Here is a 23,288-nt window from a genome sequence, read left to right on the forward strand (position 1 = left end):
ATGTGACTTAGGTAACGCTAAGTCGAGCGGAATGGAACAAAGTGCCAAGATGAACTCATGCGAATGGATCATGTTTCTTACGCCAGTGAATCAGATGGATTGGCTGCCACCACGGAGCGAATCGCGACAGCCCTCGGGGTCACCGCGGTGAAGGGCGGAATACACCCGCGCTTCGGCACCCGCAATATGATCATCCCCCTGACCGATCACCATTATTTGGAAATTGTCGAGTGCCTCAACCACCCGGCCTCGGATAAGGCCCCCTTTGGACAGGCTGTCAAGGCCCGCTCCGCAGCAGGTGGTGGCTGGATGGGTTGGTGCGTCGCCGTTGACGACCTAGCCCCCTTTGAGGATCGACTGGGACGCAGCGCGGTCCCGGGCAACCGCAAATTCCCCGACGGCCAGGAACTTATCTGGCAACAGATCGGCATCAAGGGCCTGATTGCCGACCCCCAAGTCCCCTACATGCTCAAATGGGAGGGCGACCCCACCTTGCACCCTTCCCAGGCCCGTGCCGCCACCGTGCGGTTGTCCTCCTTGACCATTGCCGGCAGCGCCGAACGCGTCACAGAATGGCTCGGCGAACCCGTCGAGGCCCCTCTGGAAGACGTCGCTGTGGAATGGATCGCCCCGCGCGGCACCCCCGGCATCATGTCCGTCACCTTTGAAACGGCTAACGGCCAGGTCACCATCTAGCACTCTCACCATCAAGCACTAAGCCAGCAGGGCCCATCCTCCAGTGAGGGTGGGCCCTGCTGGCGTTTCTCAGTTCGCCCGGCGTACCCACGCGTACCCGGCGCACGGTCCACGGTCCTCGGCGCGCCCACGCGTACCCGGCGCACAGTGCACACAGCACGCCGGGCAGAAAACATCAGCCGCCGAAGCCCAGTGCCGGGCCCAGCGTGAAGGCCGCAATGTCCACCAGCGCGTGGGCTATCACCAACGGCGCTACTCGGCCCCACTTTTTATAAACCCAGCCAAAGAGCAGGCCCATGGCAAAGTTGCCAATGAACGGGCCGAAGCCTTGATAGAGGTGATAGCTTCCCCGCAGCAATGCCGCCAGGAAGATGGCAGCCCACCAGCTTAGCCCAATCTTTGTCAACCTCCCCAGCAGGTAGCCGTTGAGAATCACTTCCTCCAGCACCCCGGCCCGGATGGCTGAGAGGATCAGTACAGGGATAGTCCACCAGTACTGATTCAGGGCGCTGGGGATGATCTCGGTGGTGATGCCCATGGCCCGGCCAGCCGCATACAGCCCTAACGATGGCACCCCAATGATGACCAGCAAGCCCAGCGCACCCAGCGCATCACGGAACGGGTGCCGCCAATCGAGCCCGATCTTTTTGAACACTGACTTGCCCGGCTCGGCCAGCAGATAAAACACCAGCATGACCGGCACCAGGGCAAAGAAGATGCCAAGAATCTGGTACGTAAAGTCAAAGAACTCGCGGTTGCTTTGGACAGTATTCAAGGTAGAAGTGCCTTGGGCTATGGGTGCCCGGCTCATTTTGTCCAGCAACGAGACCACCGAGTACACGGCCGACTGCCCCAGTGAGAGTCCCAGGACCAGCAATACTTCAATGATCAGCCGGCGCCGGGACTTACTCCCCCACTCCGCACCCCCAGCAAAATCCGCACCCCCAGCAAAATCAGGGCTTCCCACAAGTCCAGCGCCCCCGGCACGTGAGGGGGTTGGGGCTGGGACAAAAGGGCCGCCGTCGGAAGCGGGAAGTACGGGACGCTGTTCACTCATATACGTAATGATGCACGGCCCAGAGCATTTGTGCACCCGGACCGCACCCCGGCTGGGATAGGGTCAGCAGATGGGTGCTCCTCGTCAAATCATCATGGTCCGTCACGGCCAGTCGGCGGCTAATGTGGACCAGAGCATTTACAACCGGCTGCCGGATTACCGGATCCCATTGACGGAGCTGGGCGTGGCCCAGGCGAAGGCAACCGGTGAGCATGTGCGCCGGCAATTGGATGGCCAAAAAGTGCGCGTCTATGTCTCACCGTATCTGCGTGCCCATCAAACCCTTGAAGCCATGAATTTGGGGGACCTCGTAGAGACCGTCATGGAAGAGCCGCGGTTGCGGGAGCAGGATTGGGCAAATTTCCAGAACCCCGCAGAGATTGCCGACCAAAAGGAACTCCGCAACGCCTACGGTCACTTCTTCTACCGCTTTCGGGAAGGCGAATCGGGCTCAGATGTTTATGACAGGGTCTCCTCCTTCATGGAAACCCTCTTCCGCCACTGGGCCCGCCCCGACTACGCTCCCAACACGTTACTGGTCACGCACGGGCTGACCATGCGGCTATTTTGCATGCGTTGGTTCCACTGGTCGGTGGAGTATTTTGAGTCACTGAACAATCCCTCCAACGCCGAAACTCGCACCCTCATCAAGGACGGCCAGCGCTACATCCTGGACGCCCCCTTTGCGCAATGGACGGCCGCCGAGCCCACCAAAACAGTCATGGACGCTCCCGAACACATTTGGTGACACAAGTGCCGCAATAGGCCACACTCCACTGGCCTAATTATATTTTTTTGTCCTTCAAAGGGTAACCTTGCCTAAGTACAGGGGCAGACCCCAGTCGCACCTTCGACGGACTCCGGAGCAACACGTGCTCGCAACATTTGTCATTGGGCTTCGTGAAGGCCTCGAAGCCGCTCTCATAGTGGGTATGATCGCAGCATTTCTGCGCCGTAATGGCGTATCCCTTCGGCCAATGTGGCTGGGTGTGGGTGCCGCGGTGCTCCTGAGCGCCCTCACAGGAATTGTGCTGGAACTAGTCTCAGCGGCGCTGCCACAACAGCAGCAAGAAGCCATGGAGACGCTCATTGGCGCCGCGGCCGTGCTGATAGTGACCTACATGATCCTGTGGATGAGCAAGAATTCGCGCTCCATGAAATCCGTTCTCGAGACGCATGCTTGGTCGGCCCTCAAGGGCGGCTCCGTCACTGCACTGGCGCTCATGGCGTTTCTGGCCGTGCTGCGAGAAGGCGTGGAAACCGCCGTCTTCATGGTTGCCGCCTTCCAATCATCCCTGAGCCCGCTGGCAGCCGGATTGGGCGCCGTGCTGGGTTTGGGCATTGCTTGCGGCATTGGCTTCCTGCTCTTTCGCGGCGCCATCAAGCTCAACCTGGCCAAGTTCTTCAAAGCCACCGGCATATTTCTGGTGTTCGTGGCCGCCGGTCTGGTCATGAAATCCCTACGGACCGCGCACGAGGCCGGGTGGCTTAACGTAGGCCAAGGCACCACGATCGATCTCACCTGGCTGGCACCCAACGGCTCCGCCCGGGCCGCAATCCTCACCGGCGTGTTCGGCATCCCGCCGGATCCCCGCGTTGTGGAGCTCTTGGGCTGGGCCCTGTACCTGATCCCCATGCTGGCCTTCATCCTCTGGCCGCGAACCTGGCGACCCAGCCCGGCAGCCCTGCCGCGCGTGTACTTCGCCACTGCCGGAGCCATGGGCATTGCTGCCCTAACCCTCGCCATCGCCGCACCTCTGGCCATCCCCGCGAACCCTCTTGCTACCAGCACGACGGCGGCCATCACCTCCTCCGGTGACCCGGCAGCCACGCTGCGCGTTGCGCAGCAAAGAGACGCTTCCGGTGCCACTCTCGGAGATCTCTTTGCTTCTTGGTCCGCGCCAGCATCCCTCTCCCTCGTAGAAACATCTAGCAACGGCACCGAAATTTCGCATGAACTCACGGGACACGGCACGGAATCTCACGCCGGGCGCACCGTCTCGGTCTTCACGAGCAAGAGCGCACCAGGCCAGAGAACTGCCGGCCTGCGTGCACCCGGCGGCACGGCTGGCCAGAGAACTGCCGGCGAGAGCACCGAATCTGCCACCCTCACGGCCAAGGAACTGGCCACTCTCAACGGCGGCCGCATGCCGGTGGGTATCAGCGCCTCAGCCAACCCGGGCCCGTTCACCGCCTCGTGGAAGCACCAGGGCCAGATCACGCTCTGGATGGCCCAAGGGGTCATAGTGGACGCCGTCAACACTCAGGCCAGCACCCTCACCCTCACCGGGGGCGGGCTTGGCTCACCACGGACCATTGCCGTGCACAACGGGCAAGGCTGGCACGTCCCGGACGCCCAGGTTAGTTCCACCGTGGCGGCACTGAACAGTTACGAATCCGCCGCCTCAGAAAACGTTCTGTGGGCGCGGTATCTGCCAGCGCTCTTGGGCATCACCGCACTCTTCCTGGCCGTCGCAGGTCTGCGAAAGCTCCGGGCAGCAGGTACCAGCACAGCACGCGCTACCAAATCCGAAACCACCCCGCAGCGCTCGGCAGCAGCATCTTGAAAATCAGCATGTTGAAACAGCCGCTGGACGCCATGAAATCGATCCTTTTGTAGACACCACGTTTTAGACCAGCCTTTTGCAACACACCTCATATAGACCACCAGCTTGATCTAAGGACCTCAATGACTTCCTCCCGAATCACCCGCCCCGGAGTTCCTGCCCTCTTCGCCGGAGCGGCAGTGCTAGCGCTTTCGCTGGCAGCATGCGGCGCCGCTCCCTCCTCTGGAAACTCCTCTGAGAACTCCTCTGGAAAATCGGCAGAGAGCACTTCTCAGGAGGGCGCTGCTCCCGTCAGTAATGGCGCAGCCCAGATCAACGTCAGTGTTGAGCAGGTCAACGGTGAAGAACAATGCGTGCCTGACTACGCTTTTGCACCGGCTGGCCCAGTCACCTTCACCGTAATGAACAAGGATGCCTCCGGCGTCAGCGAAGTAGAACTGCTCAGCGACAAGCGAATCCTGGGCGAGCGTGAGAACGTCATCCCCGGCCTGAAGCCTGTCAGTTTCACCGTGACCTTGGCTGGTGGCCAATACCAGCTCTACTGCCCCGGCGCCAGCACAGAGAATGTCCCCTTCACGGTGACCGGTAGTGCTGCCTCAGCCGCAGCCAACGGTGTCAGCGAACTACTCAAAGAAGGCACCAGCGGCTACGCAAAGTACGTAACAGGTCAGGTGGAGAACCTTGTCAGCGCCGTGGCGGCGCTGCAAACCGCAGTGGATGCCGGTGACGTGAACGCCGCCCAAAAAGCCTACGCAGCGGCGCGCCCCTTCTTCGAGAGGATTGAGCCCGTGGCAGAGAGCTTCCCCGATCTGGATCCGGCCCTGGATTTGCGTGTGGCCGATGTTGAACCAGGCACCGAGTGGACAGGTTTCCACCCCCTCGAAAAGGACCTCTTCGAAGCCAAAGCCATCACTGCCTCCACCAAAGCGCTGGCTGCCGGGATCGTGAAGAATGTTCACACGCTGGCATCCCTGACCAAGGAATTGGAAAACACCGGCGCCTACAAGCCCGAGGAACTGGCTAACGGCGCCAGCGGACTGCTCGAGGAGGTCCAGTCCTCCAAAATCACCGGCGAAGAAGAAGCATACTCCAAGCTGGATCTGCTGGACTTCGCCGCCAACATTGAAGGCTCACAGCAGGCATTTGAATACCTTAAGCCCGCCTTGGAAGAGATTGACGGGACCCTGAGCGCCCAAATTGAGGCCCAGTTTGAGAATGTCAACAAGGCCTTGACAGGCTACCAGGATGAGGCGGCCCTGGGCGGCTGGAAGCCCTACACGGACGAGCTCAAGAAGAGCGACGGCGCCAAGCTCACCGCACTGATCCAGGCCTTGCAGGCACCGCTGGCCAAGATCTCGGAAAAGGTAGCCACCGTCTAATGAACGAGCCCACAGCCGCCCCGGACCAACAACCCGCCCAAAAACCTGCACAACAAACACAACAGCCTGAACAGCCTGCTACACAGCAGCTTTCGCGGCGACGATTCTTTGGCGGCTCGGCAGCCGTTGCCGGTGCCGGCGGGCTGGTTTTGGGTGCTGGTGCTGCTGTGGCACTCACTGGCGCCAAGGCACCCACGCCGCCCACCGAGCTTGAACTGGTGGAGCAGCGTTCTGCCCTCACGGAACCTTTCTACGGGGAACACCAAGGCGGGATCGCCACAGCCCCGCAGGACCATCTGGTATTCACCAGCTTTGATCTGACCGCCACAACCGCCGTGGAGTTGCAGCTGGTGCTGGCCAAGTGGTCTGCGGCCATGGCACAAATGACGGCCGGGCGCCCCGTGGGAAAAGTTGAGCCCAGCCGTGAGCACGCCATTCCCGTTGACACGGGTGAGGCTACAGATTTGGGTGCCCACGGACTGACCTTGACACTGGGTTTTGGGCCCTCGCTCTTTGACGAACGGTTTGGGCTGGAGAAGTTCAAGCCCGTGGACTTTGCACAGCTGCCCGCCATGGCCGGGGAATCGCTGGATCCCGCCATGACAGGCGGTGACTTGTGTATCCAGGCCTGTTCCAACGATCCGCAAGTGGCGTACCACGCGGTACGGAACCTGGCACGGATGGCCCGGACGTCCGTGCGAACAAAATGGACTGTCCTGGGCTTTGGCCGCGCCTCGGCCGGGGCGAATCAAACCACGCCGCGAAACCTCATGGGCTTCAAGGACGGCACCCGGAACATCACCAGCGACGACGATTTTGCGCAGCACGTGTGGGTCGGGGACGAGGCCGGACAACCATGGATGGTAGGCGGCAGCTACTTGGTGGCCCGCAAAATCCACATGCTCATTGAGACCTGGGACGAGGACCCCATTGGGGACCAGCAAAGCATCTTTGGCCGCACCAAGGCCGAGGGCGCACCTCTGTCAGGGGCCAAGGAACATGATGTCCCAGACTTCCATGCCGTGCACGGCGGCGCCCCTGCCATTCCAGGTGATTCACACATGGCCCTGGCCGCGCATGAAAACAATGGTGGCACCAAGATCCTGCGCCGCGGCTACAACTTCACCGATGGACTGGACTCCGTAGGCAGGCTCGATGCAGGCCTGATGTTCTTGAGCTTCCAGAAAGACCCGGAACAATTCATCTCGCTGCAGCGCAAGATGGGAAAATCGGACCGGCTCAACGAGTACATCCGGCACGTGGGCTCAGGAGTATTTGCCGTTCCGGCCGGGCTACCCGCCGCGGGTAGCTACTACGGCAAAGAATTCTTCGCCTAGACGGCTCCCGCTCAGCTATTCCCAGATCGACCCGTGAGCTAATGCCTCTTAGACACTTCTAAGCGGCATTAGCTCACGGATCGATTCGTTGGTGCGGGCTGAAACTAGACGTTTACGGGGACGCGGTTGTCCTTTTCCAAGATAGCGGAACCGTCAGCAGCACCCGGGGTAACCTCAGCACCAGCCGAAGAGCCGAAGCCGTGATCGTCGTCGTCCATATTGATTTCATCGAACGGGTCACGGCCGGCTAGGACTTCGCGGGCCTTGTCCATATCAAGCTCGTGGGTCCACTTGCCAATCAGCAAGGTGGCCACGGCGTTGCCGGTGAAGTTGGTGAGTGCGCGGCACTCGGACATGAACTTATCGATCCCCACAATCACGCCCATGCCATCGAGCAGAACCGGCTTGTGAGCGGCCAAACCGGCAGCCAGAGTTGCCAGACCGGCACCGGTGACACCGGCAGCACCCTTGGAGGCAATGACCATGAAGACCAGCAGGCCAATCTGCTCGCCAAGGTTCATCGGCAGGCCCATGGCAGTGGAGATGAACAAGGCACTCATGGTCAAGTAGATGGCGGTACCGTCAAGGTTGAAGGAGTATCCGGTGGGGACGGTGATGCCGACAACGGGCTTGGAAACACCGGCGTGTTCCATCTTGGCCATCAGTCGCGGCAGGGCCGACTCGGAGGAGGAGGTTGCGAAAATGAGCAGGTATTCGCGGCCCAGGTAACGCATCAGGGTGAAGATGTTCAGGCCAGTCACTAGACGCAGGATGGAACCCAAGATCACCACGATGAACAGTGCACACGTCAGGTAGAAGGCACCCATGAGGATGGCCATGGAACCAATGGCGGCCCAGCCCGTGGCACCTACTACTGCGGCAATGGCACCGAAGGCGCCTACCGGAGCCAGCCACATGATCATGGTCATCAGCTTGAACACTACTTTTTGAATGTGCTTGACGCCGTTGAGCACCGGCTCGCCGGCCTTGCCCAGGGACTGCACTGCGAAACCAACCATGAGGGCCAGCACCAGGGTGGGCAGTACGGGGATATCCCCGGGGATCATTTCCATCAAAAACTTCACAGTGGAGTTCTCCTCGGCGCCGCCACCGGCCTTGTAAGGCTGCAAGTGCAAACCGGCTCCCGGGTGGATGATGTTGCCCACCAGCAAACCAATAGCCAGCGCCACGGTGGACATGGTCATGAAGTACAGCAGCGCCAGGCCACCCACCTTGCCCACGGTGGCAGCCTTGGCAATGGAGCCAACACCAATCACCAAGGTGCAGAAAATGATGGGTGCAATGACCATCTTGATCAGCGCAATGAACATGGTCCCGAGCGGCTTCAGTGACTTGCCCACTTCGGGAGCAAGCAGGCCGATCGCCGCACCAAAAACCACCGCGGCGATGACCGCAATGTACAGCCAATGGGTTTTATCCAGCCGGCGTTTTGCCGGCTTGGCCGTGCTGAGGGTCCCTCGTCCTTGAGAGCTCATAGTGACTCCTTGCTTATGCGTTTTTGCTTTGCAGGTCTGCGCGGCTGGTGATTAGCATTGGTAGGTAGGGCGTGGCATCCGCCTCACATAAGATTGCCCCGCAACGTGACTTATCTCACCGTTGTGTTCATATTGGTCGCACGAAAGGTTGTTCATGGTGTGGCGTGGCTGGAGTATTGCCCGCAGGTTGTTCGTTGCCAACCTGATTTTTGTGGTGCTCTTGACCGCCGGGCTGGCCACGGTGATGGTGCACGACGCCGGCTCCCGCACTTATGAGCAGACCAGCGCGCGGCTGCTTGCCGTGGCCACCGCGATCGCCGATTCCCCCGCCGTGATAGCTGCGGCTAAGCAACCCAATCCGAGCGCCACGCTGCAGCCGTATGCAAAGTCCGTGATGGCTGATGCGCACGTAGATTTCGTCACCATGATGAACCCCGCAGGTATCCGGTGGACTCACCCAGATCCTGCAGAGATTGGCAAGAAATATGTGGGATCCATCGCCCAGGCACAGGCCGGAAGCACTTATTTTGAAACTACGGCGGGCACTCTCGGGCCGTCGGTTCGCGTGATTGTTCCCGTCAAGGACACTAACGGGACAGTGCTTGCCATGGTGGCAGCTGGAACCACCGTGGACAATGTCCAAGTGCTGGTAGCCAGCAGGCTCCCCACAGTTCTGGGGCTGGCTGCAGCGCTGTTGATGGCCGGTTCCTTGGCAGCTTGGGCATTGGGCAGATACCTCAAACGCGTCACCCTGGGTTGGGGCCCCGAAGAACTGGGCCAGCTGTTCACGTACTACGAATCCGTGCTCCATTCAGTGCGTGAAGGCTTGGTACTGGTGGATACGCGCGGCACCATAGTGCTCTACAACGACCACGCGGCATTGCTGCTCGGGATCACGGCGCTCGGGAACAAGTCATCAGAGCACACGTCACTACGGCACAAGTCACTAGGGCACACGGCTCCCACTGCCGGGCAGACGCCAGCAGCGCAGCCTAGTTTGAATTCCTTGGGACTGCCGGATTCACTGCGGGAACTGTTGGAAAGTGGCCGTACCGCCACCGATGAGGTTCATCTAGCCGGCGATCGGCTCTTGGTGGTGAGCCAGCGTCCGGCGCTCGCCCCGGGGAACAACGCTCCAGCAGGGACTGTGACAACCTTGCGTGACCACACAGAATTGACGGCCCTGGCGAGCAGCCTCAGCAGTACCCAGACGTTGGTGGAGGCCCTGCGTTCCCAAACCCACGAACATGCAAACCGGCTGCACGCCATCATTTCCTTGATCGAACTGGAGCGGCCCCGTGAAGCCTTGGACTTCGCCACGGCTGAACATCGTGACACCGTGCGCCTGGGCGGGAAGTTTGTCGAAGCACTCGATGAGCCATTCCTGGCCGCGCTGCTGCTGGGCAAACGCGCCCAGGCTGCTGAGCGCGGCGTGAGCCTGGAGCTGACCGCCGCCGGAATACTGCCACCGGACACCTTGGATCCGCGCGAACTGGTCACGCTGCTGGGCAACTTGGTGGACAACGCCATGGACGCCGCCGCTAGTTGTAGCGACAGTCCCACAGTGTGGGTGGATCTGCTGGTGGCCGACGGCGAGCTCACCATTACAGTTGCCGACAACGGTCCCGGCCTGCCCACTACCGATTTGGATATCCTTGGCAGAATAGGCACCACAGATAAATCCTCGGTCTCCCCGGGCGGTCGCGGCTACGGCATGGCACTGATTCGCCGCGCAACCACCGCTCTCGGCGGCACCATCACCGGTGAGAACGACGGCGGTGCCCTCATGACCGCGGTTTTTCCGGTGGACGCCCTTGAAGCCCATTCGTCATCAATGAACGGAACACCATGAGCGTACCTGCCCCCATCAGGGTCCTTGTGGTGGACGATGACGCCATCGCGTTGACCGCGCACGCAGAGTATGTGCGCCGCTTGGACGGTTTTGAGGTGGTGGCCCAAGCCCATGGCATGCAGGCCGCGTTGGCGGCCTTGCATGATCCCGCCATCCCTGCCGTGCAACTGATTCTGTTGGACATGAACCTCACAGATGGGCACGGTCTGGATTTGTTGCGGCGCATTCACGGACTGGGACTGGTCCCGGATGTTGTGGCCATCACGGCGGTGCGCGATGTCCAGGTGGTGCGGTCAGCCATTGCGCTGGGCATTACGGCGTATCTGATCAAGCCATTCACTTTTGCTGCGTTCCGGGAAAAGCTGGAGAATTACCGCAGCTACCACTCTGTTCTGGCGGACAGGACCCAAACCTCCCAGGATGCCATTGACCGGGCACTTTCACAGCTGCGGCCCACAGGGAAATTGGTGTTGCCCAAGGGCATGCTTCCGGAGACGCTTCGAGCAGTAGCTGATTGGCTCCGTTCCCACCAGCATCCAGCATCGGCCACAGAGGCCGCTGCCGAACTAGCCATGTCCCGAGTGACAGCGCGCCGGTATATGGATCATTTGGTGGAAACTGGTTCCGCCAGCAAAGCGCCCCGGCATGGTTCCCCAGGCCGCCCGGAACTGGAATACCACTGGCTACTCCCCCGCTGAGCAACTACTCAACGCTCAAGCGGCGGGGCCACAATCACGTTGGTACCGGCTTCCCGGAACGCTGCAAGCTGCTCATCGGTGATGCGGGCATCAGTGATCAGGTTCCGGAAATCATGCTCTTCCATGGTGGCGAAGCCGCGCTTGCCGATTTTTGAGGCATCCGCCAAAATGTAGGCTTCCGAGGCGCGCCGAGCCATCCTGGAATTCACCGAGGCCTCCCCCTCATCATTGGTGGTGGGACCGGCACCGGGCTCGATCCCGTTGACACCAATGAAGGCAAAATCCAGTGCCACGCGCTGCAAAATACTGTCGGCGTAGGGACCCACCAACTCGTACGAGCGCGGGTTGACGATCCCACCTGTCACCATGATCTTAAAATTGGGGCGGATGGCCAGCTGCGCCGCAATATTGATGGCATTGGTGACAACCGTCAGCGTGGGCCTGTTGGAATGCACCATCAGGTCCTCGCGGGTGGAGAGCACCTGTGCCAGAGCTGTGCTGGTGGTTCCGCCGCACAAACCAATAACAGCGCCCTTGGGAATCAACGCGCTGGCAGCGTGCGCGATCAGCTGCTTTTCTTCCGCATGGTCATCACGGTTGTAGCGCCCCGGCAGGTCATAGGAAACAGAACCACTGGTGGCACCGCCACGGGTTCGTGTCAGCAGCCGCTCATTGGCCAACGAGTCCAGATCGCGGCGGGCCGTGGCCGGGGAGACCCCGAGCTTTCCCACGATCTCATCGACCTCTACATGGCCGTCGGCCGCCAAGATGTCCAAAATGGCTGTGAGCCGTTCAGTTCTGTTCATGTCCACTCCTTGGCGGCCCACAGGCCTTGAGAATTAGCTTTCCGTTGCGGCAATTCCTGCAAACATGCTCAATAGCCGTGAAACTTCCGGGATCAAAGCATCGCGGCCAGCGCCAAGATACTTGCGTGAATCCACCACGGCAGGGTTGTCCTGCAAATATTCTCGCACCGCCCGGGTGAAGAACCCGTTCAGGTGTGTGGAGACATTGATCTTAGTCATGCCTGCCGCAATGGCTGCCACTATGTTCTCATCCGAGACGCCCGATGAGCCGTGCAACACGAGGGGCACGCTCAAGGCGGCCTTCAGCTCCGCTATACGGGTGAGGTTCAAGGCTGCGGAACGTTCGGTCATGGCATGTGAGGAACCCACCGCTACGGCCAGCGCATCCACGCCCGTGGCAGCAACAAAGGCTGCCGCTTCAAGAGGATCGGTCAACACACCGGGGGCATGCGCACCGTCCTTGCCGCCCACCTTGCCCAGCTCAGCCTCAACATATACGCCGCGCTCATGGGCGTAGGCGGCCACACGGGCCGTAACCTCAACGTTTTGCTCATACACAAAGTGTGCGCCGTCATACATGATGGAGCCGAATCCCAAGTCCACGGCCTGGTAGGCCAGGGTTTCATCCTCGGCGTGGTCCAGGTGCACGGACACCGGCACGCTGGCCTTTCGGGCCGCTGCCAGGGTGGCTGCCGCAACGGGTTCCAGCCCACCGTGGAACTTGGCGCAGTTCTCCGAGATCTGCAGGATCAGAGGGCGCCCGGCCCGCTCCGCTCCGGCAATCAGCCCTTCAAGGGTCTCCAGGTGGATCACGTTGAACGCGCCCTGTCCCACCCCTGTTTTGACGGCCAGGTCCATGATCTCGCGGGTGTTTGTCAATGCCATCTTAAAAAGGTCCTTAATGTTCTGTGATGATGAGTTGATCGGCGAGCTCCGCGTACCGTGGGGATATTTCCCCTGCACCGGGCATTAGAACGGCGGCGGCACTCCAGGAGGTGGCCCGGCGCAGGATCTCCCGCAGGTCCAAGACTCCCTGGGCAAGCGCGACGGCGGCCGCACTCACCGCCGCGTCTCCGGCCCCCGTGGGGTTCCCACTCAGGGGTGCTGGCAGTTTCGCTTGCAAAAAAGTACCCGGGCTCTCGGCGCTGAAGGCCAGCATGCCTTCCTCGCCAACACTGACGAGCACCCGTTTGGCACCGAAGTCCATGAGTTTGCGGGCGGCACTAACCAGGTCCTTTTCAGCGACGGCTTCCATGAGCTCGTGGTTATTGGGCTTGAGTAGATCGGCTCCGGCCTTGGCAGCAGCCACAATGCCGGAACCCGAGGTGTCAATGATAGCCGGAACCCCGGCAGCGTGAGCCAGAGCCACCAGTGCCGGATAGAAATCATCCGGCGCAGCTTCCGGGAGGGAACCCGAGCCCACCAGCACGCCCGGCTTGCGGACACCGGTGGATGCTTGGCTGCCAGCCAAGCCATCCACCACCGCCGCAGCCAGACGCTGCCACTCTTGTGCGGTGAGTGCTGGGCCGGACTCGTTGAAAATACTGGTGCAATAATCCGCGGCGGTATCCACCAAGGCGATGCTGCTGCGGGTGGCAGCAGCCACGGGTACCAAGTGGTGCGGTATGCCGGAGGATGCCAGGTCCGCACGGAACCGCTCCCCCGACAGTCCGCCCACCGTGGCGATGGCCAGGGTGGGAAAGCCCAGCTGGTGGGCAACCCGTGAGACGTTTAAGCCTTTTCCGCCGGCCCTGTACAACGGGGTGGGGACACGGTGGGAGGAACCCAATTCCACGCCGTCAACGGTGTAAGTGACATCAACGGCCGGGTTGGGGGTGAGCGTCAGGACCAGGTTGTTCAAATCAGAGTTGTTCACGTCAGAGATGTTTACGTCAGAGTTGTTCACGCCAGGGTTGTTCATGCTGTCCCTTCCTCGGCCGAGGCGGCGTGAAGGCTGCGAGCCTTCAGTGCCGAACCTATGAGGCCGGCGTTCTCGCCCAGGGCTGCGTGTACATAGTGGGGGCGGCGGTGGAACGTCAGGAGTTCATCAACCCGTGCCGCCAACGGTTCAAAGAGTGCCGCGCCAGCCATGGACAAGCCACCACCAAGAACAACTGTTTCGGTACCTAGGATGGATACGCACTGAGCCACACTAAAAGCCAAGGCGTCTATGGCATCAGCCCAGACGGTCTTGGCCGCAAGGTCACCTTCGGCGGCCAGCGCCAAAACATCGCGGGCCCCTGCCACAGGTGTGCCGGTGGCAGCGGTGTAGCGGCGGGCAACAGCCCCTGCCGAGCCCAGGGATTCCATGATGGCCATGCCGCCATCCGGAGAAGGCACCATGGCGTGGCCAATTTCACCTGCGTAGCCGCCACCGGCAATACGTTTGCCATCACACACCACGGCCCCGGCAATTCCCGTGCCAATGACCATGACCAGCACATCCGTCTTGCCCACGGCGGCACCTAGCCGGAATTCAGCTTCACCAGCCATGCCGACGTCGTGCCCGAATCCCACAGGCAGGCCAAGGGCTTGTGTCAGTGTTGCTGTGAAGGGGAAGTTCTTCCAGCCCAAGTTGGCTGAAAACACGCCAATACCGTTCTCTTCATCCACAATGCCGGGCACTGTGACGCCAACGGCGGAGATTTTCAGCTCGGGATGGGCGCTACGGTACTGTCCCGTGAGCTCAACAATCCGGGCGCAAACGCTGGCCCCCGAGCGCTCCCCGTCAAGAGGTGTGGGGTGGCGTTGGAGGTCACGGACCTCAACCTCACCGCCTAGCCCAACCTCACCGCATAGCCCACCCTCACCGCCTAGTCCACCCAGGACAATCCCGGCCTTCATGTCAGTGCCACCAATATCAAAAGCCAGGACGGCATCCTGGACAAGAGAGGTGTTGCCTACACCGCTGTCATCAGCAGCACCAGTTTCTCCAGCGCGGTTCATCAAGGTGTTCATGAATAAGTCTCTTTCGGCGTTCAGTGCGTGCAAACTTGGGAAGGTTGCGGCTCAAAGGGTGGCGGCAAACAGCAGGCACCCCACCTCGGAAGAAGTGGGGTGCCTAACATTTTAGCCGGACACCGGTGTGACTAGTCGTCCAGGATGACCGAGCGTGAGAGGTTACGCGGCAGGTCAGGGTTCATGCCGCGGGCGCGGGCACGTTCCAAGGTGACGCGGTGAATGCGGGCCAGCTCGGCCAGCGGGTGCGTGGTGGTGTTCACGTACAGCGCACCGGTCTTGGCAACGTCGCGGTCCAGGCCTTCGGGCTGGTCGCCGAACATCCAGGTGACACGGTTCGGGGCTGCGATGGAGATGGGGCCGTGGCGGTATTCCTTGGCCGGGTAGGATTCGGTCCAGCCCTGAACGGCTTCGCGCATCTTCAGGCCAGCCTCGTGGGCCAAGCCTACGGTCCAGCCGGTTCCCAAGAAGGTGAACTGCTCAGCGTCAATAAGTTCCTGCTCAACGGGTGCGGTGACGGTGATCTTGGCGTCCTCAACGGCGGCGCTCAGATCCATGCCAACACTTGTCAACAGGTAGCTCAACGCGGTGGTGGCGAAGCGGGTCTGCACCACTGATTGCTCGTCAGCGTAGGGAAGCTCCACCACGGCGTCAGCCAAGGTCATGATCGGTGAGTTGATATCGCCCACCAGTGCAACGGTGTGCACGGTGCCCTTGATCGCGGTGAGGATTTCCAGCACCTCGGTGGTGGTCCCTGAGCGGGTGATGGCGATGACAGCGTCATAGCCGCGCTCGGCACCCAAGAAGGCTTCGGATGCGGCGAAGGCGTCGGTTACACCCTTGCCGGCGGCTTCACGTGCCGTGGCGTAGCTCTGTGCCATGAACCAAGAGGTGCCGCAGCCAATGACAGCAACGCGTGCGCCGTCGGCCGGTAGCAGGTTCTCACTCTTAGCCTGGGCAATTGCTTGGGCCCACACTTCGGGCTGGCTGGTGAGTTCGGCATCCATGAAGGGGCCAAGCTGGGTGTTCTCGCTCATGCTACTTATTTCTCCTCAAATAGGGCCCCGAGGGCAAATTCTCAATACCTTCGGGTATCTTCTGCTGCCTCAACAATAGCACAACTTGATTGCTTACGTCTTGAAAACGTCAGATTCAATCACTAACCATCACGCCGGTTAGTCCTGGCAGGAAGGGCGTGGGTCGCTCAGGGCCAGGGCCTCGCCAGGGCGCGCGCAGCGCCCTCATCAAGCAAAAAAGTGTTGCCGAAACGAGGCGTCACACAAGCGCTGGACTGCTACAGTGTTATGGATAACAGAGTGAGGCGGGCCACAATCCTTAAGCTCACCCTCATCAGCGTCACCACCAACAAGTGCGCAAATTGCCACTTGCACCTGCAACAAAGCTGTTCAAGGAGTTCTTGATGTCATTGACCCGACACCACCGAAAGTGGTTGGGGATGGGAATTGCCGGGGCCGTCATGGCTGGCACCATTGTCCCTATCGCCGCCGCCCTACCTGCCTTCGCGGCTGATGGAACGGCGGTGATTACCTCAGGAACCATGTCCGTCGAGGTTTCTACGGCCTTCCCGCAGGCGCTGAAATACACGCTGGGGACAAAAACCATGACGGGCGCCACCGCCGTCGCCACCAAGATGAAGATCAACGGCGCGGATCAGGCCGTCACCGTGACTTCCAAGGTCAATGTCGATGGCAAGTCGATCGAGTACGCCATTGCCGTTCCCGGTATGGCTGGCGTGAGCATGAAAGCCAAACTCGCTGTTGAGAAGAATGTGCTCACATTCAACATCACCGAGATCACTGAAACCGGGACCGCCAAGGTCGAACGCCTCCAGATCATGGACCAGGACCTCATCACACTGTCCTCAGCTCAGGCCGGGGCGAGCCTTGCCACCGCAGTGGTTTCCGTTGACCGAGCCAAGAGCGGTGACAACATCACCGCGCTGACCGCTGACACTGCTGTTGATGCTGAGGCTAAAACCTCCATGGTGGCTATCGCCAACACCAATGATTTGGCAGCCAGCTTTGAGTCCAACTCAATGTATGACGGTGCCTTTGGGGCCCCGGATAACGGGCTCGCTGGCGCCGACAAGGGCAGGATCTGGCGTCAAGTCAAGGCCGACGGCGCCAACAAGTTGGTAGGCTTCTCCTCCGGTGCCTGGCTGTACCGTGCCAAGAACTCCACCGAAACTGAGCCACTACCCATGGCCAAGGTCATCATCACCGGCGACGTCAACGCCGATGGACAAGTCAATTGGCAAGATGGCGCCATTGCCTCGCGTGATATTCAGATCAAACCTTATGGTTGGGAGGATGTGAAGAACCGTGTAGTTCAGAGCATTCCCTTCAACTTTGCCAGCCAGGCAACCAACCCGTTCCTGCGCACCCTCGATGACGTCAAGCACGTAGCTCTGGCCACTGATGGACTGGGCCAGTACTCCTTGGAGAAGGGCTTCACCTCGGAGGGACACGACTCCGCCAACACCGACTTTGACGGCAACTTCAACGTCCGCGCTGGCGGGCTTGCCGACATGAACACCATGCTGGAGCAGGCCAAGAAGTTCGGTGCCACGTTCACTGTGCACATCAACAACACCGAGGCCTACCCTTCTGCCCATTCATTCAATGAGCAGTTCATTAAGCAACCGCCGCAGAAGAACTGGAACTGGCTGGAACAGGCTTACATCATTGACCAACGCCACGACGTGCTTTCTGGAGATCAGAAATCCCGCCTGGATGGCATGGCCGAATCTGTCAATGACAATCTGACGGCCAACTATGTTGATGTGTATTACGAGTCAGGATGGGTGGGCGAGCGCCTCCAGCGCAACCTCATCGATGCCGGGTACTCGGTTTCTTCTGAGTGGGCTGATTCCTTGGTCCGCAACAACACCTGGTCACACTGGGCTGTGGATGAAAACTACGGTGGCAGCACCAATAAGGGTTGGAACTCAGAAATTCTGCGTTTCTCCCAGAACACCCAACGCGATACGTGGAACCCGGATCCGCGCCTAGGCACACCACACTTGGTGGAGTGGCAGGGCTGGACGGGACAGAACAACTACAACAATTTCCTCAAGAACGTCTGGGACAACAACGTCCCCGCCAAGTTCCTCCAGCAGCAGGAAATCACCACGTGGACACCCGAGGCCATCACCCTCGAGAATAATCTGCGCGTCACGGGCACCACGCTGGAGAATCGCATCATCACTCAGAACGGTGCCAAGGTTCTGGAGGGGCACAATTATTTGCTCCCCTGGTCCAGCGATTTGGTGCAGTTCGGTGAAGAGGCCGTCAATGACACCAACAACCAGACCAAGCTGTACAACTACAGCCGTGATGGCGGCGCCCAGACATGGACTCTGACCCCAGCCTTCGCCACACAGAGCACCTTGAAGCTCTATGAGCTCACCGATCAGGGCCGTAAGTTCCTCAGCGACGTTCCTGTCACAGGCGGCAAGATCAGCCTGTCCCCGAAGGCCAATACCGCCTACGTGCTGGCACCGACCTCGGCACTGGCAACAGTTCCGGCGAACGCTGACGCCGCCTGGGGCTTTGGCACCGGCATCAAGGACCCGGGTTTCAACTCCGGCGCCCTGGCCAATTGGGCACCAACAGGTGATGTCACCGTGAACAACTCTGCCAAGGGCCTGAACAGCGTCAAGTTCGGGGCTGCCGCCTCCAGCATCTCGCAAAAACTGGCTCCCTTGAATAAGGGCACCTACTCTGTCAGTGCCTGGGTTGAGATTGACCCAACCGTGAACAACCAGGAGAAGTTCCCGCGCGGCAAACGTGAAACCACGCTTGAGGCAACGGTTTCGAATAAGCCCGCGGTGAAGAACACCACAAACTCCTCTGCCTTGTTCAACACTGTTGCAGCAGATCAGAAGAACCGCACCTACACTCAACGCGTCCGCGTGCTGATTGACGTGGCGAACAACGGCGATGCACCTACCGTGAAGTTCTCCGCCCCGGCAGGCAGCACCGCCGTCTTGATTGATGATTTCCGGGTCATCAAGACCGAGCATGTCAGTGCCGCTGATGTGGTTTCCGGTTCACCGACCGGTGTGGTGTTGGCTGAAGACTTTGAAAACGTTGACCAGGGCTGGGGCCCGTTTGTGAAGGGCAACGCCGGTGGTATCACCGATCCGCGTACCCACCTGGCCCCAATCCACGCGCCTTACACGCAAAAGGGCTGGAACAACAAGCCCATTGACAACGTCCTTGATGGCCAGTTCAGTTTGCTCTCACACGAGGAAAATGGGGGCCTGGTGTACCGCACCACCCCCGCCACCATGGCCTTTACGCAGGGTCACGACTATGAGATTTCCTTCGATTACCAGTCTGCCAAGGCTGGCGAATACACCTGGGTAGGCGGCTATGACGGGGCAGCAGGGGCAGTACAGACTGTGTCAACTCCTGTCCCGCTCATGCAAACAACTGAGCGTTGGGTGCAGAACTTCACTGCTTCGGCCTGTGGGGATAGCTATGTTGGCTTGTTACGCAGCGGAACCACGGCAGCGGATTTCTCTTTGGATAATCTTCTGATCCGTGACCTGGGTGAGTCCAGCAAAACTCCGGCCTGTGCGCAGCTGTCCCTTGCACAAACCGGACCCATCATTGAGCAGGGAACTGATAACGAGTTCACCACCACGTTGGTCTCCAATGAGCCCGCCGCCGTCGCTAACGCCAAGGTTTCACTGCAGTTGCCGGAGGGCTGGACTGCCACCGCAACAACCCCCGCGACAGCAACCTCCTTGGCTCCGGGCGCATCACTAGTCACCAAGTGGAATGTGGTGGCTCCGGCCACGGCAGATGGCAATTACAACATCAAGGCCACGTCCACTTACACCACCACGGTGGCTCCGATCGGGGCTCGCGTGGCGGAAACCACACTGGGCGCCTACACCATGCCCCACCCGCCCACCGCAGATACCTATGCCTCAGACATGCAGTGGATTGGTACTCCTGATAACGGTTGGGGTCCTGCAGAAAAGGACCTGAGCAACGGCGAGCAGGGAGAAAAGGATGGCAAGGCAATCACGCTGGACGGCAAAACGTACAGCAAGGGCCTCGGCGTTCACGCAGCCTCCAAGATCAAGTACTTTGTGGGTGCACAGTGCTCCGCTTTCACCGCCCTCATCGGCGTTGACGATTTCCAGGGCACCAAGGGCTCGGTCATCTTCAAGGTGCTCGGCGATGGAACGGAACTTTACAATTCCGGCATTATGACAGGCGCAACACCTGCCAAGAACATTGACGTCAAGCTCAACGGCGCCAAATATATTGAGCTGGTTGTTGACCCCAACGGCAGCAACGGCAATGACTGGGCCGACTGGGCCGACGCCATGTTCCGCTGCTCGGATGACTCCCCCGCACTCGAGCTGGCCCCCGTGGTCAACCCGGCCGGTCCGCTGGAGCAGGGCAAGACCTACACCGTCACCGTTGGTGACTTGAAGGCCAACTCTGAGGCAACCTTCTCGCTGGGAACCGCCGAACTGGGCAAGGCAACCGCCAACGCCGCAGGCATGGCAACCTACAGCTACAAGGTTGCCGCGGATGCAACCGAGGGCGAGTCAAGCATCAACGTGGCTGGTACCGACAGCAACGGCAAGGCAGCCACCGGCTCCGTCGCCGTGAGCATTGTTGGCACTCCGCCGGCAGCTCCCACCCAGGACGTCTTCGCAAGCGACCTGGAGTTTGTGGGCACGCCCACCAACGGATGGGGCCCTGTTGAGCGTGACTTGAACAACGGTGAGGACGCCGAAGGCGACGGTGCTCCGATCACGATCGATGCCACCGTCTACAAGAAGGGTCTGGGCGTTCACGCCGATTCCAGTGTTCGCTTCTACTTGGGCGGACAGTGCACCAGTTTCACCGCCATGGTAGGCATCGATGATGCCAAGCTGCCCAAGGCACACCGCGGCAACGTGGTGTTCACCGTGGTTGGCGATGGCGAAACTCTTGCCACGTCCCCGCAGCTGACAGTTGATGACGAGGCGCTTAAGATCACTGCCGATGTCACGGGTAAGAACTACGTGGACCTGAACGTTGCCAAGATCAATGTGGGCGGCACGAATGGCGACGAGTGGGCTGACTGGGCGGATGCCAAGTTCAGCTGTGGCGATGAGGCCCCGGCCTTGACGCTGGTACCCGTTGTTGACGGTGGCAACGCCGTTGCGCAGGGCTCCACGCATAAGGTTACGGTTGGCGACTTGAAGGCTGGCTCCACAGCCACCTTGAAGCTGACCACCGGTGCCGTTGCTGCCTTGGCAGCCGGCGATGACCTCACGGCCGTGGTCAACGCTGATGGTGTGGCTACGTTTAGCTTGGTTATTCCGGCTGACGCTCCTGTTGGCACAGCAACGCTGACTGCCACTGGTACGGATAAGTTCGGCAAGGAAGCAAGCGGAACCGTCAACCTCGCGATCACTGCCAAGGCAGTGGACCCGACGGACCCGCCCACCACTGAACCCCCCGCCACCACGGACCCGACGGATCCGGCCACCACTTCGCCGGCCACTACTCCGCCGGCCACCACGGGACCCACAACTCCGGGTGCACCGGGGGCTACCACCCCGGGTGCAACTACACCTGCCGCAAGCACACCGGGAGCAACCACACCGGGCGCTACCACACCGGGCGCAAGTTCGGGAGCAACCACTGCTCCCGCCGGCGGGGATGAGCTCTCCCACACTGGCGCCAACGGAGTGCTGCCGATCCTCGGCATTGCCTTGCTTGCCCTATTTGGGGGTGCGGGGACCATGTTGGTCCGACGCCGCCGGCGCCATGGTTAGGTTCTAGCCACTGTCACCACGGCAGTAAGCAGTAAGCAGTGAGCAGTGAGCAGTAAGCAGTAAGCAGTAAGCAGTAAGCAGTGACTAAGAAGGGGTGCTGGCTTGAAGAAATTCAAGCCAGCACCCCTTCCTTTTGCGCTCCTCCAAGAAGTGCTGTGAGATGCCGCCATACCAGGTAAGGACAAAAGCAGCCCAACACATCTTGGCCATGCGGTAGAAGGAGCCACTTTTCGCACGCCCATGCTTGAGGCGTGCCCGCTGTGTGCATGAGCCAGTGTGGGCATGAGCCAGTGTGGGCATGAGCCATTTCCTTCCCTCTGGTTGCTCTGCCGCTCGGGCAGTATGCTTCTGCAATGACACACATTACGGGGCGCCAGCGGTGGGCAAGAATTGCTGCCTGGACAGTATCCCTCGGTGCAACGATTTGCGGCATCGTTCTGGTGGCTATGGGGAAGATAAGCATGTGGGTCAGCGACCCTAGTACACCAAATACCTATACAAACCAGAACGTTCAAGTGGGGTTGCTGGGGATTGTTCTCCTCGCCGTTGGTCTGCTCTCGGTCATGGCTGTTCTGATCGCAGAGGGGTACACCCGGCGGGTAGAAACAAAGAATCAATCGCTTGAGCCCCCGCAAACCCATGAGGTTCAGGTGCATGAGTCTTCGATATGATCGGTGATCCCGCTGTACTCACGTCCAGCCCCGCAATGAACAGGCTGGTATTGAACGGGCTGGTATTGACACCGATCAGCCGTGCCTTACCGCTCCGACCACAGCCGGGAAGCGGGCAACGGGTAACAGGCATCACGAACGAGTCTTGCCGTGTATCAATGGGGAAAAATCTGCGGCTTTCACATAGCGGGTTGTTTGAGGGCCAACGCTAGTGAGCGCTGCGCTTCCTGGTGCAGTGCAGGCACCGCGCTGTCCTCAATAATCCCGCGCAGGATCGATAAGGAGTCGGGATGGTTGAAACTCTCCAGTGCACGCACAATTTTCCACTGCATTAGCTCATCATTCGGACTGCCCTGGAGCCTTTTGAGCAGCGCTCGCAGCGCAACCAAGCGATGAGCTTCGGTCGCTGAGGAATAGAAGCACATGAAGCCAACAGCATCAATGACCTCCACTACCTGTGCCCGGGTCCCGCTCTGAATGACCGATGTCATGGTGGGCAAAATTGCGGGGTCCATTCGAGCAAGAATTCGCGCCACAATGTCCCTTGGGAGCGGATAGCTAGATTTTCTGAACGCATCAGTGGATGGCTGCTTGTGTTGATTTCTGCCGATTGTACCTAGCAGTGGAATCAGCATCTGAGCGGCTTCTTCACCACCAGTTTGGAGTGCTTCACAGAGCTCAATCTTGGTGTAAAGCTTGGTTTCGCGCTTGAGCCGATCCGCAAAGAGCCGGTTCGTCGAAGCATCCGGTTGTGCTTTTTGTGCGAGCAGGCGAATGGCAGCGGATCGCTCCAACGGATCCTCAGAGTCCAGCAGTTGAGCCAGGTCCGCCGTTGACAGATGGCTGAATACGTCAAGATCTTCGATACCCAGGAATCCACGATCACGCAATTGACTTCTCGAGCTCTTCATTTGCTCGCCACTCTACCTTGGCCGGGGTATCTAGAACTGGCCAGAT

At 60.1% G+C, this 23,288-nt stretch carries 17 protein-coding genes; 9 read left to right on the top strand and 8 right to left on the bottom strand.

The features are described 5' to 3' along the window. Positions 1-57 precede the first annotated feature (57 nt). A complete protein-coding gene (locus tag RY113_RS12230; RefSeq protein ID WP_110104450.1) occupies positions 58-696 on the top strand; it encodes a VOC family protein in 639 nt (212 codons plus the stop codon). A 175-nt stretch (positions 697-871) separates the two neighbouring features. On the opposite strand, the gene RY113_RS12235 is transcribed toward RY113_RS12230, so the two are convergent. After that, positions 872-1,753 carry a CPBP family intramembrane glutamic endopeptidase gene (locus RY113_RS12235; protein WP_110104451.1) on the bottom strand — a complete coding sequence of 294 codons (882 nt, stop codon included), beginning with the start codon at positions 1,751-1,753 and terminating at the stop codon, positions 872-874. 70 nt (positions 1,754-1,823) lie between these two features. On the opposite strand from RY113_RS12235, the gene RY113_RS12240 reads away from it, so the two are divergent. From RY113_RS12240 to efeB, 4 genes are all read left to right on the top strand, one after another. Further along, complete coding sequence (locus RY113_RS12240) at positions 1,824-2,501, top strand: histidine phosphatase family protein (protein WP_110104452.1); 678 nt, start codon at positions 1,824-1,826, stop codon at positions 2,499-2,501. 124 nt (positions 2,502-2,625) lie between these two features. Next, on the top strand, positions 2,626-4,320 hold the full coding sequence (gene efeU / locus RY113_RS12245) for an iron uptake transporter permease EfeU (RefSeq protein WP_315914770.1): 1,695 nt from the start codon (positions 2,626-2,628) through the stop codon (positions 4,318-4,320). A 122-nt stretch (positions 4,321-4,442) separates the two neighbouring features. After that, a complete protein-coding gene (gene efeO / locus RY113_RS12250; protein WP_315914771.1) occupies positions 4,443-5,699 on the top strand; it encodes an iron uptake system protein EfeO in 1,257 nt (418 codons plus the stop codon). Beyond that, positions 5,699-7,036 (top strand): iron uptake transporter deferrochelatase/peroxidase subunit, encoded by a 1,338-nt coding sequence (gene efeB / locus RY113_RS12255; RefSeq protein ID WP_315914772.1) that lies wholly within the window; start codon positions 5,699-5,701, stop codon positions 7,034-7,036. The genes efeO and efeB overlap by 1 nt, the downstream gene beginning before the upstream one ends. Before the next feature lie 104 nt (positions 7,037-7,140). Here the strand turns inward: efeB and RY113_RS12260 are convergent, their stop codons facing one another. Beyond that, positions 7,141-8,532 (bottom strand): cation:dicarboxylate symporter family transporter, encoded by a 1,392-nt coding sequence (locus RY113_RS12260; RefSeq protein WP_110104456.1) that lies wholly within the window; start codon positions 8,530-8,532, stop codon positions 7,141-7,143. A gap of 154 nt (positions 8,533-8,686) precedes the next feature. Between RY113_RS12260 and RY113_RS12265 the strand changes: the two genes are divergently transcribed. Continuing rightward, positions 8,687-10,384, top strand: a complete 1,698-nt coding sequence (locus RY113_RS12265) for a sensor histidine kinase (protein WP_315914773.1) — start codon at positions 8,687-8,689, stop codon at positions 10,382-10,384. Next, positions 10,381-11,082: a response regulator gene (locus RY113_RS12270; protein WP_110104457.1), complete on the top strand. Its 702-nt coding sequence runs from the start codon at positions 10,381-10,383 to the stop codon at positions 11,080-11,082. The genes RY113_RS12265 and RY113_RS12270 overlap by 4 nt, the downstream gene beginning before the upstream one ends. 8 nt (positions 11,083-11,090) lie before the next feature. Here RY113_RS12270 and RY113_RS12275 read toward each other — a convergent pair whose 3' ends face one another. From RY113_RS12275 to RY113_RS12295, 5 genes are all read right to left on the bottom strand, one after another. Then, on the bottom strand, positions 11,091-11,888 hold the full coding sequence (locus RY113_RS12275; protein WP_315914774.1) for a DeoR/GlpR family DNA-binding transcription regulator: 798 nt from the start codon (positions 11,886-11,888) through the stop codon (positions 11,091-11,093). 33 nt (positions 11,889-11,921) lie between these two features. Then, positions 11,922-12,773, bottom strand: coding sequence for a class II fructose-bisphosphate aldolase (locus tag RY113_RS12280; RefSeq protein ID WP_315914775.1), 852 nt, complete (start codon positions 12,771-12,773; stop codon positions 11,922-11,924). A gap of 13 nt (positions 12,774-12,786) precedes the next feature. After that, the gene (locus tag RY113_RS12285) at positions 12,787-13,809 is read right to left on the bottom strand and encodes a 1-phosphofructokinase family hexose kinase (RefSeq protein ID WP_396334240.1); all 1,023 of its coding nucleotides are present in this window, start codon (positions 13,807-13,809) and stop codon (positions 12,787-12,789) included. Next, on the bottom strand, positions 13,806-14,846 hold the full coding sequence (locus RY113_RS12290; protein ID WP_315914776.1) for an ROK family protein: 1,041 nt from the start codon (positions 14,844-14,846) through the stop codon (positions 13,806-13,808). Before RY113_RS12290 ends, RY113_RS12285 begins: the two co-directional genes overlap by 4 nt. A 131-nt stretch (positions 14,847-14,977) precedes the next feature. Beyond that, on the bottom strand, positions 14,978-15,883 hold the full coding sequence (locus RY113_RS12295; RefSeq protein ID WP_315914777.1) for an SIS domain-containing protein: 906 nt from the start codon (positions 15,881-15,883) through the stop codon (positions 14,978-14,980). A 383-nt stretch (positions 15,884-16,266) separates the two neighbouring features. Between RY113_RS12295 and RY113_RS12300 the strand changes: the two genes are divergently transcribed. Together RY113_RS12300 and RY113_RS12305 are read left to right on the top strand one after the other, a co-directional pair. Further along, the gene (locus RY113_RS12300; protein WP_315914778.1) at positions 16,267-21,660 is read left to right on the top strand and encodes an endo-alpha-N-acetylgalactosaminidase family protein; all 5,394 of its coding nucleotides are present in this window, start codon (positions 16,267-16,269) and stop codon (positions 21,658-21,660) included. Positions 21,661-21,977: 317 nt separating this feature from the next. Then, positions 21,978-22,331: a hypothetical protein gene (locus RY113_RS12305; RefSeq protein ID WP_315914836.1), complete on the top strand. Its 354-nt coding sequence runs from the start codon at positions 21,978-21,980 to the stop codon at positions 22,329-22,331. A 179-nt stretch (positions 22,332-22,510) separates the two neighbouring features. Here the strand turns inward: RY113_RS12305 and RY113_RS12310 are convergent, their stop codons facing one another. Then, a complete protein-coding gene (locus RY113_RS12310; RefSeq protein ID WP_315914779.1) occupies positions 22,511-23,125 on the bottom strand; it encodes a hypothetical protein in 615 nt (204 codons plus the stop codon). Positions 23,126-23,288: the final 163 nt, after the last annotated feature.

It is taken from the genome of Arthrobacter sp. lap29 (assembly GCF_032458965.1).
GTDB lineage: Bacteria > Actinomycetota > Actinomycetes > Actinomycetales > Micrococcaceae > Specibacter > Specibacter psychrochitiniphilus.

Excerpts from the sequence above, each read along its gene's own strand:
- RY113_RS12295 (WP_315914777.1), bottom strand. The coding sequence starts at position 15,883 with ATGAGCGAGAACACCCAGCTTGGCCCCTTCATGGATGCCGAACTCACC.
- RY113_RS12300 (WP_315914778.1), top strand. The coding sequence starts at position 16,267 with ATGTCATTGACCCGACACCACCGAAAGTGGTTGGGGATGGGAATTGCC.
- RY113_RS12260 (WP_110104456.1), bottom strand. The coding sequence starts at position 8,532 with ATGAGCTCTCAAGGACGAGGGACCCTCAGCACGGCCAAGCCGGCAAAA.
- RY113_RS12230 (WP_110104450.1), top strand. The coding sequence starts at position 58 with ATGCGAATGGATCATGTTTCTTACGCCAGTGAATCAGATGGATTGGCT.
- RY113_RS12270 (WP_110104457.1), top strand. The coding sequence starts at position 10,381 with ATGAGCGTACCTGCCCCCATCAGGGTCCTTGTGGTGGACGATGACGCC.
- RY113_RS12285 (WP_396334240.1), bottom strand. The coding sequence starts at position 13,809 with ATGAACAACCCTGGCGTGAACAACTCTGACGTAAACATCTCTGACGTG.
- RY113_RS12235 (WP_110104451.1), bottom strand. The coding sequence starts at position 1,753 with ATGAGTGAACAGCGTCCCGTACTTCCCGCTTCCGACGGCGGCCCTTTT.
- RY113_RS12275 (WP_315914774.1), bottom strand. The coding sequence starts at position 11,888 with ATGAACAGAACTGAACGGCTCACAGCCATTTTGGACATCTTGGCGGCC.
- efeO (WP_315914771.1), top strand. The coding sequence starts at position 4,443 with ATGACTTCCTCCCGAATCACCCGCCCCGGAGTTCCTGCCCTCTTCGCC.
- RY113_RS12280 (WP_315914775.1), bottom strand. The coding sequence starts at position 12,773 with ATGGCATTGACAAACACCCGCGAGATCATGGACCTGGCCGTCAAAACA.
- RY113_RS12240 (WP_110104452.1), top strand. The coding sequence starts at position 1,824 with ATGGGTGCTCCTCGTCAAATCATCATGGTCCGTCACGGCCAGTCGGCG.
- efeB (WP_315914772.1), top strand. The coding sequence starts at position 5,699 with ATGAACGAGCCCACAGCCGCCCCGGACCAACAACCCGCCCAAAAACCT.
- RY113_RS12265 (WP_315914773.1), top strand. The coding sequence starts at position 8,687 with ATGGTGTGGCGTGGCTGGAGTATTGCCCGCAGGTTGTTCGTTGCCAAC.
- RY113_RS12290 (WP_315914776.1), bottom strand. The coding sequence starts at position 14,846 with ATGAACACCTTGATGAACCGCGCTGGAGAAACTGGTGCTGCTGATGAC.